Origin of the sequence: Actinomyces oris (assembly GCF_001929375.1) — a bacterium.
In the GTDB taxonomy this organism is placed as follows: Bacteria; Actinomycetota; Actinomycetes; order Actinomycetales; family Actinomycetaceae; genus Actinomyces; species Actinomyces oris_B.
The window spans coordinates 75,200-86,466 of the sequence record NZ_MSGO01000001.1 but is presented as its reverse complement, the minus strand read 5'-3'; the positions used below and the strand labels follow the sequence as shown (position 1 = coordinate 86,466).

Annotated in this window: 8 protein-coding genes; 3 read left to right on the top strand and 5 right to left on the bottom strand. The window is 71.4% G+C overall.

Features of this window, described 5'->3' with window-relative positions; genetic code table 11:
* Positions 1 to 679 precede the first annotated feature (679 nt).
* The 4 genes from BKH32_RS00350 to dacB form a co-directional block, all read right to left on the bottom strand.
* The gene (locus BKH32_RS00350; protein WP_256690132.1) at positions 680 to 1,990 is read right to left on the bottom strand and encodes a hypothetical protein; all 1,311 of its coding nucleotides are present in this window, start codon (positions 1,988 to 1,990) and stop codon (positions 680 to 682) included.
* Positions 1,991 to 2,210: 220 nt separating this feature from the next.
* Entirely contained in the window at positions 2,211 to 2,765 is a 555-nt protein-coding gene (hpt, locus tag BKH32_RS00345; protein ID WP_075248100.1) for a hypoxanthine phosphoribosyltransferase, read from the bottom strand.
* Positions 2,766 to 2,878: 113 nt separating this feature from the next.
* The gene (locus BKH32_RS00340) at positions 2,879 to 4,087 is read right to left on the bottom strand and encodes a zinc-dependent metalloprotease (protein WP_075248099.1); all 1,209 of its coding nucleotides are present in this window, start codon (positions 4,085 to 4,087) and stop codon (positions 2,879 to 2,881) included.
* 81 nt (positions 4,088 to 4,168) lie between these two features.
* The gene (dacB, locus tag BKH32_RS00335; protein ID WP_075248098.1) at positions 4,169 to 5,560 is read right to left on the bottom strand and encodes a D-alanyl-D-alanine carboxypeptidase/D-alanyl-D-alanine endopeptidase; all 1,392 of its coding nucleotides are present in this window, start codon (positions 5,558 to 5,560) and stop codon (positions 4,169 to 4,171) included.
* 235 nt (positions 5,561 to 5,795) lie between these two features.
* Here dacB and BKH32_RS00330 point away from each other — a divergent pair, with 235 nt between their 5' ends.
* Positions 5,796 to 6,296 (top strand): inorganic diphosphatase, encoded by a 501-nt coding sequence (locus BKH32_RS00330; protein WP_075248097.1) that lies wholly within the window; start codon positions 5,796 to 5,798, stop codon positions 6,294 to 6,296.
* A gap of 60 nt (positions 6,297 to 6,356) precedes the next feature.
* Here BKH32_RS00330 and BKH32_RS00325 read toward each other — a convergent pair whose 3' ends face one another.
* Positions 6,357 to 7,760, bottom strand: coding sequence for an NlpC/P60 family protein (locus BKH32_RS00325; RefSeq protein ID WP_081376629.1), 1,404 nt, complete (start codon positions 7,758 to 7,760; stop codon positions 6,357 to 6,359).
* Positions 7,761 to 8,586: 826 nt separating this feature from the next.
* Here BKH32_RS00325 and BKH32_RS00320 point away from each other — a divergent pair.
* Both BKH32_RS00320 and metX read left to right on the top strand, forming a co-directional pair.
* Positions 8,587 to 10,002 (top strand): O-acetylhomoserine aminocarboxypropyltransferase/cysteine synthase family protein, encoded by a 1,416-nt coding sequence (locus BKH32_RS00320; RefSeq protein ID WP_075248096.1) that lies wholly within the window; start codon positions 8,587 to 8,589, stop codon positions 10,000 to 10,002.
* An 11-nt stretch (positions 10,003 to 10,013) separates the two neighbouring features.
* Positions 10,014 to 11,234, top strand: a complete 1,221-nt coding sequence (gene metX / locus BKH32_RS00315) for a homoserine O-acetyltransferase MetX (protein WP_075248095.1) — start codon at positions 10,014 to 10,016, stop codon at positions 11,232 to 11,234.
* Positions 11,235 to 11,267: the final 33 nt, after the last annotated feature.

The following is an 11,267-nucleotide window of genomic DNA, read 5'->3' as shown; positions in this document are numbered from 1 at the left end:
AAGGTGCATTAAGACATGCTCCATACCTGTGTGAACGACTGGATGATGCTGTGTCAGAAAGCACCCAGCACCAGAAGGTGCATTAAGACTTCAGTCCTCACTGAGGAAAGCTTCAGCGCACTCCCGTCAGAAAGCACCCAGCACCAGAAGGTGCATTAAGACTGTCGGTGGTCTCAGTCATGAGGGTTCCTTTCAAAGTCAGAAAGCACCCAGCACCAGAAGGTGCATTAAGACGGAGTACAAGGCGACGTTGCCGTCGCGTCGGGGTTCTGTCAGAAAGCCCTCAGCACCAGAAGCGCCTATTCACGGGGCTTGCCGTGCGGCAGCTGCCAACAGCGCCGGAAAACGGTCGTCCGACCGCCAGTCCCTTGAACAGGACCTCCGAGTCGCCCCGAACCACCCCGCCACCACGGGCGCCGTCCTCCTCGACGGCAACCAAGACCTCCACCCCAGGTGGATTCGTGCCAGGTGAGCTCGCAAGATTCCAGGAAACGTCACGCAGCCAAAACGCCTCTACCGCAGGAGCCGGCCAAGCAGACGCAGACAAAAACGGGCGGCCCCGAGAAACTCGACGACCGCCCACTCGCCGCTCATTCCTCGCCCGCCCACGAGCGGGCAGGCAGTCATGCGACCAGGCGGCCGGGCGGCGGCCCAAGCCGCCCCGCGCGCCGCCCCCGCTTCAGACGCGGCGCAGACGCAGGATGACGAGGCCGCCGGACAGCAGGATCGCCGCCACGGACAGCACACCGATCGCCACACCCGTCACCGGCAACCACCGCTCCCGAACACTCTGGGCGGAAGGCCGCTCAGCGGCGCTCGTGCGCCCCTTCGCGTCCTGGCTGCTACCAGCACCCACCACGACCTCGTTGCGGTCGCCGCCCCCGGCCCCACCCGAGGACTGCGAGCCGGCGCTCGCGCCATCCGGCACCGAGCCGCCATTGGAGGACGGGGCCCCCGCAGCCGGGCCCTGCTGAGCCCTCGCCTGGGACGAGGCCGACGCCGAGGCCGCCGGGGCCGGCGTCGCACCGCCACCTGCGCCCGCACCGCCACCGGCGCGCTGCTGATCCGCAGGCGCGGCCGCGCCACCAGCAGGAGCGGACCACTGCGGGCGCGCCACCAAAGCCACCTCAGCCATCATCTGCGCATCCAGGGTCTGCGCCTGGGCGGTGCCGGTCGAGGCCCGCACAACCTGGTTGTTGCCGACATAGATGCCGACGTCGTAGACGTTCCCGAACACCGTGGACTGGGCGGGAGCCGAGCCGGAACCACCCTGCCCCCCGGACAGGGGGTTGGAGAAGAAGACAATGTCCCCGGGGCTGATCGAGCCGTCCGTGTTCAGCCACAGACGCCCCTGGGAGTGGAACCAGCCGGCCAGGTCGTCCGGCTTCCAGCTCCCGGAAAGGTCCTGCCCGACGTCGGCCCGGTAGCCGACCTGGGTGTTCTGGTCCGCCGCATACGTGGTGTGCGAGTAGTCCCAGCCGGAGAGCACCATGCCTACCAGGGCCGAGGACGTGATCGCGTACGGGGCGGGGCCACTGGCACGCGCATTCGCCCCCGACAGCGGCGTAGGACGCGACGCATCCGACACCAAGGACCCTCCGGCGTTGACGAAGGACTGGGTCCGGGCCACCACGTCGTTGGCGGCGGCGCCATCCGGGCCGGCGGCCGGAGAGGCGGGGAGCCCCTGCGGCACGGCCCACTGGCCATCAGCCAGCATGACCGAGACGGCGCCCAACGCGCCCCCGGGACTGACGCCCTCCACGTTGTAGGTCAGGCCGCCACCATCACCGGGCGCCTCGTCACCGAGGGTGGTCAGAGTGCCCGAAGCACCACTGACCTGCGCCATCTCAGCAACCGTATTAAACGTGTTGCCGGAGGTCGGCTCCGCGGACACCGGAGCCATCATGGGGATGCTCAGCGAGGACGACAGCACCACCGCACCGGCGAGACCAACCAGCCTCGGAGCGCGTCGACGCACAGTCTTCTTCACTGTTACCAATAGTCCTTCCACGTCACCCGCCGGGAGGGGCATCCACCGGCGACCTGCACTTGTTATCCTAACGTAACGTACGCGACTCCGCCCACCTTGAAAAGGGGGCACATCGCAGTTCGCGGGCCCCTTGACCGCCGCCCGGCGACGGCACTCAGGCGCCACATCCCGTTATTTTTCCGTCTTTCCCTCAGGTAGCGTCAAGGTTGACCTGGATCAGTCAACCCCCGTAGACCTCAGGGCGCAGCGTACCGATGAACGGCAGGTTGCGGTACCGCTCGGCGTAGTCCAGCCCGTAGCCGACGACGAACTCCGTAGGAATATCGAAGCCGACGTACTTGACATCCACCTCGACCTTGGCGGCGTCGGGCTTGCGCAGCAGCGTGGCGATCTCCACCGAGGCCGCGCCGCGGGAGGACAGGTTGCCCAGCAGCCAGGACAGGGTCAGCCCGGAGTCGATGACGTCCTCAATGATGAGGATGTGGCGGTCGGTGACGTCGGTGTCCAGGTCCTTGAGGATGCGCACCACGCCGGAGGACTTGGTGCCCGAGCCGTAGGAGGACACCGCCATCCAGTCCATCGGGGCGCTCATGTGCAGCCGGCGTGACAAGTCCGCCATGACGTAGACGGCCCCCTTGAGCACGCCCACGAGCAGAGGGTCGCGACCGGCGTAGTCCGCGTCGATCTGCGCGGCCATCTCATCGAGGCGCTGCCCGATCTGCTCCTCGGTGATGAGAACCTGCTGAAGGTCCGATCCCATGTCCGTGGCGTCCATACGCCCTGCCTTCCTCATGCGTCGTCATGGCTGCGCGGGCTCACCGGGGCCGGGGAGGCCACCGGTCCGCGCCGACGCCATAAGCCTGCCACACCGGGCCGCGGCCTGGCACTTCAGCTGACGCGACGCACCCACACGTCGGGGCGGGCAAGCTCAGCCGGCGTGGGCAGCAGCTCGGGATCAGTCCACACGGCGTTGAGCCCCTCGTGCCCGACACGGGTCACGACGCTGCGCACGAAGGCGGCGCCGTCGGCGTACTGGGCCTCCTTGGCCTCCAGGCCCATGAGCCGGTGCAGCAGGAGCGAGCCCAGGCCGGGGCCGGGGCCGATGCCGCCGTCGGCCGCGCGGCTGCGCGAGAGCACGGCCCGAAGCCGGTGGACCGAGGGCATCCGGTTGGGGTGCACGTCATCGAGGACCACCTCGGCGTGCCCCTCCAGGAAGGTCAGCGCGGCCGCCAGGAAGGCGACCTCGGCGCGATCCGTGACGTTCATCAGACCCTCGAGCACCCGCCCTCGGCCGGCGCGCGCCGCAAGGCGCACCGCCCGGCCTCGCCGCGGCCGACTCCCTCGCCCTCGCGGACTGGCGCCCCCGGCACCGTCGGCGCCCCCGTACACGGCCTCGACGACGGCGCCGATCACCGTGCGCATGGAGTCCGACAGGTAGGGGCCGAGCCAGGGCGCGGCGGCAAGCTGGACGGCGTGGGTCATCTCGTGCAGGCAGACCCAGGCGGGCAGGTCGAGCATGTCCAGGTCCATCTGGCGGCGCACCGCCAGCACGTTGGGGGCCACGAGCAGGAGGTGCGGCGACGCCGCCCCATCCCAGCCTGTGTCTGTCGTCACGTCACGGGCCGGCGCGGTGGCGGGCGCCACGGCGTCGGCCCCCTCGCCTGCGGGGTCAGCGGTACCGGTCCCGTGGCCGTGGGGTCTGCTCGGGGCCGCGGGCACCACCTGCCCCAGGAGCCGGGTGGCGAGCAGACTCATCGCCCCAGCGACCTCGGCGGCCCCGACGAGCTGGATCGTCTCCGAGGCCCGTGGGGCGGGCACCTGCTCCATGAGGCCGCGCAGCGCCCGGGTGGAGGCGCGTACGAGCCCGGCCCGGTCGACGACGCTCACGCGCGTGGACTCGGCGACCTGCTGGGCCGCCCGGTTCAGGCCGGTGATCCTGGCGACCCAGGCCGGCGCCTCCTGGGCGGAGCGGCGCAGGACCGCCACCGAGCTGGCGCGCGCCGAGCGCGAGGCGCTGGGGCCCGCCGGGATGAGCGCGCTCAGGCGCTCCACCGTCCGCCAGTCGACGAGTCCCGCCGCTGTGCCCTGGGTCGTCACCGTGACACCTTTCTCGCCGAGTTCACCGGGCTGCCCGAGCCCCTGCCCTTCGCCGCTGCGCCGCACACGCCGCCGCGCCCCTCACGAGCAGCCGCAGGAGGCCAGGGGCGCCACGAAGTGGTTGTCGATTGCGGCCGCGGCCGCCCCGCCGCCGTTGGCGGGGAAGCCGTTGGTCAGGACCGCGAAGGCCAGCTGGCGCCCGTCGGCGGTGGTGACGACCCCGGCCAGGGCGGAGGTCTGCTCCAGTGAGCCGGTCTTGGCGCGCACCGTCCCGGCGGCGGCGGTGTCGTGCAGGCGGTGGTCCAGGGTCCCGTCCAGGGCGGCGACGGGCAGATCGGCGATGAGGGTGCGTCCGGCCGAGCCGCCCTGGCCTCCGGCGGCCTTGGCGAGGATCTGGGCCAGGAGCCTGGCGGGGACCTTGTTGCCCTTGGCCAGCCCCGAGGAGTCCAGGAGCGTCGCCCCGGAGGTGTCGAAGCCGTCCTTGCCCAGCTGGGCGAGCACGGCCTTGGAGGCCCCGGCGAAGTCGGTGGTCTCCTTGGCGTGCGCGGCCACGAGCCGCCCCTCGACCTCGGTCATCGTGTTGTCGGAGGTCTTCAGCGACAGGGCGAGGATGTCGGACAGTGGGGCGGAGGAGACCGAGGCCACCTCCCGGGCCCCGCCGGAGGCTGCGGCGCGCGTCGGCTCGCCGTCGACCGTGATGCCGGCCTCGCTCAGGTGCTTGGCGAAGGCCTGGGCGGCCCCCATGGCCGGGTCCTCCGGGTAGCCCTGGTTCTGGGTGGCCGAGACATCCACCATGATCGGCTGGATCTTGGCCACGTACTGCTCGTTGCCGGCCTCCCACTTCTCGTTCCACTGGGCGCCGGTGAACAGGGTGTCGTCCAGGTGCAGGGTGACCGACGTCGTCCCCTGGGACTTGAGCTTCTCAGCGGTGGCGCGGGCGAGGTCGCCCAGGCCCGCGTGGCCGGCCGTGGCGCTCGGGTCGCCCTCGTTCTCGGCCAGCAGCACGTCACCGCCGCCCACGAGGGTGAGGGTCTGCCCCTCCAGGACGGCCTTGGTCTGAAGGGTGTGCCCCGGCCCCATGGAGGACAGGGCGGCCCAGGCGGTGAGCACCTTGTTGGTGGAGGCCGGCGTCACCCCGGTGGCGGCCGAGCGGTCCAGCAGCTCCTCGCCGGTGGCGACGTCGATGACGGAGGCCGTCACGTTCCCCCCGGTCAGGGCGGCGTCGGAGGCCACGCCCTGGGCGTAGCCGCTCAGGGCGTTCTTGGAGGGCGCGGGAGCCCCCTGATCCAGGCCGGAGGGGGCGGCGGTCTTGACGCTGGGGCCGACCGGCGTCGGGAAGGGCCGGGGGGCGACGTCGGCGTAGGCTACCGTCACCGGGCCGGGCAGCAGGTCGAGAGCATCGCCCAGGCTGTAGTAGCCGCCGAAAACCAGCAGGCTCGCCGCTGTCAGGGCAGCGGTCTGGACCTTGCGCATACGTCCTCCGGACTGGGTTGTGGACAGGCTGGGATGGCCTGTATATCAGGTGGGTGGGGCGCCCAGGAGGTTACCGCCACCGGTGCACCGACGTGCAGAGTACGCGTTTACCGACCTCAGGCGCTGTCGTGCGCCACACTAGTGCCATCAATACCCGCCCCGCCGGATCGACGCCGACCAGCAGGCACCGTTCCAGCGCCCAACGAGCTGAAGACACGAGCGAAGGAGGCTCCCCGTGGAGTTCGACGTCACGATTGAGATCCCCAAGGGCAACCGCAACAAGTACGAGATCGATCACGAGACCGGCCGGATCCGCCTGGACCGCATGCTCTTCACCTCGACGCGCTACCCCGACGACTACGGCTACATCGACGGAACCCTCGGTGAGGACGGCGACCCCCTCGACGCGCTGGTCCTGCTGGAGGAGCCGACCTTCCCCGGCTGCGTCATCCGCTGCCGCGCGCTGGGCATGTTCCGCATGCGTGACGAGAAGGGCGGCGACGACAAGGTCCTGTGCGTGCCCAGCGCCGACCAGCGCGCCTCCTGGCGTACCGACATCGAGGACGTCTCAGAGTTCCACCGCCTGGAGATCCAGCACTTCTTCGAGGTCTACAAGGACCTCGAGCCCGGCAAGTCCGTCGAGGGCGCCCACTGGGTGGGACGCGAGGAGGCCGAGGAGGAGATCCGCCAGTCCTTCCAGCGCGAGGCCGACCGAGTCGCCCGCGACGGCCACTGACGCGAACCAACCGCACGAGGCGGGGCGGGGTGGCAACATATGCTCCGCCCCGCCCCAGCGTTAGAAGCGCACCGCGTAGGGCATGACGCCGGAGTAGCGCATGGGGGTGACGCGCACGGTCATGCCGAAGGTCGGCGCCTCGATCATCATGTCGTCGCCCAAGTAGATGGCGACGTGGTAGATGCCGGACTGGCTGCCGTCGGAGGACCAGAAGACCAGGTCCCCGGGCTGGGCGGTGTCGAGCGGGACCTGGGAGCCCTCCCCGTACTGCACGCGCGAGGAGTGCGTGAGGTACACGCCGGCGGCCGCGTAGGAGACCATCGTCAGTCCCGAGCAGTCCAGGCCCGACGCCGACTCCCCGGCCCACACGTAGGGGGTTCCGATGTAGCCCATGGCCGCGTTGATGGCGGTGGAGGCGGCGTTGCCGGAGCGCGACGGCGCGGGCTCAGGCGCCGGCGCCGGGGCGGGGGCGGGGGCGGGAGAGGGGGCGGCCTCCTCCTCATCGGCCGCCTCGGGCTCCGGCTGGGAGGTGGTGGCGGGCTCTTGGGCGGATGACTGGTGGCCCGGGCTGGGCCGGCTCGACTGCTCCTGGGGAGCGGGTGCCGACTCCTGGGGCTGGGCGGCGGGCTGCTCGGCCTGCTTCTGAGCGCGGTCGGCGGCGGCCTTCTCCGAGGCCGCCTTGGCGGCTGCCTGGGCGGCGGCCTCCTCGCGGGCCTTGCGCTCGGCCTCGACCTGGTTCTGGTACTTCGTCTCCAGCTCGACGGTGGTGTTGCGCTGGGCGGCCAGCTGGGCGATGAGGTTCTGGCGGTTGGTGCGGGTGGTGGTGACGGCGTTCTGGGCGTCGTTGGCGGCGGCCTCGGCGTCGGACTTGGCGGTCGCGGCGGCGGTCGTGGCGGTCTCCTTGGCCTTGACCTTCTGGTCGGCGATGGTCTGCATGCTCGCGGCCACCGCCTCGAGGGCCTCGACGTTCTGGACCTTGGCGTTGTTCTTCTCGCCGGCTCGGGTCAGGGCGACATCGGCGTCGGCCAGGTCCGCCAGCGACTCGCTGGTGAGGTAGGGGGTGAGCGGGTCGAGCGGGTTGCCGCTCTCCTGGTAGGTCTGGACGACGATCGAGCCGAGGTCGGAGCGGGCCGTGGCGGTGCTGGAGGCGGCGGCGTCGGCGTTGGCCTGGGCGGTCTGGGCGTCCTTGGTGGCCGTGTTGAGCTCGTCGACGGCGGTCAGGTAGTCCTCGTTGGCGACCTGAGCCTTGATCTGAGCCTCCTCCAGGTTGCTGCTCTCCTGGGCGAGCTGGGCCTCCAGGGAGGCGATGGAGGTGGAGGTCGAGCGCTCGGAGGCCTTGGAGCGATCGATGTCGCTCTGGTCCACGGGGTCGGCCAGCACCGATGGCGCCAGGGTGCATGCCAGGGCCACCACTGCGGTGGCGACGACACCGTATCCGTGCCGTCTTGGGGGGATCGGGCTCACTGGGGTTCTCCGTCGTGATGGGACTGAACGTGAGGATGGCGCCTCACCCGGGGACCGGCGCCGGCCCGCCGTCGGGATCCGTTCCGCGAGATCACGGGGGCGCGGAGCGGATGAGGGGACGAAGACGGCAGGCAGCGTCAGCCCGGATGCGACATAGCCACACTAGTCGCTTTGGCCCCATATGGAAACAAAATTCACACTATTCACAATCGTAACTTACACCCCTGTAGTTAGCGGGTTGTGCTTGCGCTGACGGGGCTCTCCGCCGTCGTCACATGACTGTGACCGATATGACATCCGGCACAAATGACCGTTTGTGCAGGTCACCGTGGGTTGAAACGGCCGGATCGTCGTTGACGGGAGGCCCGCGATCAGGCCGGCACCACCCCTTGGCAGGGGACGCCGCGAAGGCCCTGCGCCGACGCCGCACCCTCCTCGAGCCCTCACCGCGGCCGCATGGCGGACACCCGTTTGGACCACCCGCGGAGGAAACCGCTAAAGTCGGAGCATGTTCCGTCGTCCTGAGGCCCTTCGGCCGGGCACCCCCACCACGGGGCGAATGCGCAGCTGACGCGCACGCCGCCGTCGGCCCACGTGCGCGTCCCCGCCCTCACCCCGCACCATCGCAGAAGTTGCAGCAACGGTGACGGCGGACGACTCAGCGCCACGACACCTCGCCCCTCTCCTGCTGCCGGGCCGGCTCCGACGCCGGGCGCAGCGGGCCCCAGGCAGCCGCCCACCAGCGCGCCGCAACCGCCGGCGCGACGAGGCACCGCTCGTGACGCTGACATCGCCGCCGGCCACCGGGAACCACCAAGGAGCCCTCATGACCGACCAGCACCCCACCGCCCCCGCCCAGGCCGCCCCCCAGAGCGCGCAGCCGGCCCCCTCCCCCACCAGCCCGGCGGGCTGGCGCTTCGAGACCAAGCAGGTCCAGGCCGGGCACGACCCGATGTCCGAGCCCACCCACGCCCGGGCCATCCCGATCTACCAGACCTCCTCCTACGTCTTCGAGTCCTCCGAGCAGGCGGCCGCCCGCTTCGCCCTGAGCGACCTGGGGCCGATCTACACGCGCCTGAACAACCCCACCAATGACATCGTCGAGCAGCGGATCGCGGCGCTGGAGGGCGGTGTCGGGGCGCTGCTGACGTCGTCGGGGCAGGCGGCCACGACCCTGGCCCTCGTGACGCTGGGCGGGGCCGGGGACAACATCGTGGCCTCGCCGTCCCTGTACGGCGGCACCACGAACCTGCTCACCCACACCCTGCCGCGCCTGGGCATCGAGGCCCGCTTCGTGGACGACCCGGGCGACCCGGCGGCCTGGACGGCGCTGGCCGACGAGCGCACCATCGCCTTCTTCGGGGAGACGATCCCCAACCCGCGCGGCGACATCCTCGACATCGAGGCGATCTCGGCGGCCGCGCACGAGCTGGGCATCCCGCTGGTCGTGGACAACACGGTGGCCTCGCCGTTCCTGACCCGCCCCTTCGAGTGGGGCGCCGACATCGTGGTGGCCTCGGCGACGAAGTTCCTGGGCGGGCACGGCTCGTCCGTGGCGGGCGTCATCGTGGACTCCGGCAGCTTCGACTTCGCGGCCCAGCCCGAGCGCTTCCCGGGCTTCAACACGCCCGACGAGTCCTACCACGGCCTGGTCTACGCCCGGGACCTGGGGGTGGGCAGCCCGCTGGGCGCGAACCTGGCCTTCATCCTCAAGGCGCGCGCCGAGGGCCAGCGCGACCTCGGCTTCGCGCTGGCGCCGCACTCGGCCTTCCTCATCGCCCAGGGCATCGAGACGCTCTCGCTGCGCATGGAGCGGCACGTGGACAACGCCCTGGCGGTGGCCACCTGGCTGGAGGGGCGCGACGACGTCGCCTCCGTGCGCTACTCGGGGCTGGCCTCCAGCCCCTACTACGAGCGGCACCGCAAGTACTGCCCGCGCGGGGCGGGCTCGATCCTCACCTTCGACCTGGCCGGTGGGCGCGAGGCGGGGGCGGCCTTCATCGACGCCCTGAGCCTGTTCTCCAACCTGGCCAACATCGGGGACGTGCGCTCGCTGGCGATCCACCCGGCCACCACGACGCACTCCCAGCTCGACGACGCCGGCCTGGCCGCGGCCGGGATCGGCGCCGGGACCGTGCGCCTGAGCGTGGGGATCGAGCACATCGACGACATCCTGGCCGACCTCGAGCGCGGCCTGGCCGCGGCCCGGGCCGCCGGGGCGGGCGCGGCGGCCGGGGCCTGAGGCGGCCTGTCATGAGTGCGACCACGTCCTCCTCCTATCCCGTCTCCAGCGGCGGCACCCAGACCGAGCCGGCCGCCTTCGGCGTGGGCACGGCCTCCTCCAAGCTGGTGGACCGCAAGGCCGGATCCCCCACGGGCGCCTGGCGGCCCGGCGACGAGCCGGGGCGCCGCCGGTTCCTGGAGATCGGGGACCTGCCCCTGGAGTCCGGGGAGGTCCTGCCCAACACGGTCCTGGCCTTCGAGACCTGGGGGGAGCTGAGCCCGCAGCGCGACAACGCGGTCCTCGTGCTGCACGCGCTCACCGGCGACTCCCACGTCACCGGCGAGGCGGGGCCCGGGCACCCGACGCCGGGCTGGTGGTCGGATCTGGTGGGGCCCGGGCGGGCCATCGACACCGAGCGCTACTTCGTGGTGGCGGCCAACATCCTGGGCGGCTGCCAGGGCTCGACGGGGCCGTCGTCGACGGCGCCGGACGGGCGCCCCTGGGGGTCGCGCTTCCCGTGGCTGACCACGCGCGACGCCGTTGAGGCCGAGGCGCGCCTGGCCGACGCCCTGGGGATCGAGGTCTTCCACCTGGTCATCGGGGCCTCGCTGGGCGGGCACCGGGCGATCGAGTGGGGGGTCACCCACCCGCAGCGGGTGCGCAACCTGGCGCTGGTGGCCACCGGCGCCTCGACGACCGCCGACCAGCTGGCCTGGTGCCACCTGCAGGAGCTGGCGATCGTGGCCGACCCCTTCTTCTTCGACGGCGACTACTACTCCCACTCGGTGGGGCCGGTGCGGGGGCTGGGGCTGGCGCGGGCGCTGGCGCACACGACCTACCGCAGCGCCGCCGAGCTCGATGAGCGCTTCGGGCGGCACCACCAGGGCGAGGAGGACCCGGCGGTGGGCGGGCGCTACCAGGTGGAGTCCTACCTGGACTACCACGCCGGCAAGCTGCTGGCGCGCTTCGACGCCAACACCTACCTCATCGTCACCCACTCGATGATGGTGCACGACGTCGGCACGGGGCGCGGCGGCATCGAGGCGGCGCTGGCGAGCGTGCGGGCGCGCACGCTCGTGGTGGACGTGGACTCCGACCGGCTCTTCCTGCCCGCCCAGGCCGAGGAGCTGGCCGGAGGCATCCCCGGCGCGAGGCGCGAGACGATCAGCTCCCTGCACGGGCACGACGGCTTCCTCATCGAGGCCGAGCAGATGGACGCGATCCTGCGCGACTTCCTGGCCGGGGCATAGACATCGACATTTTCTTCAAAAACGACGCGGCTC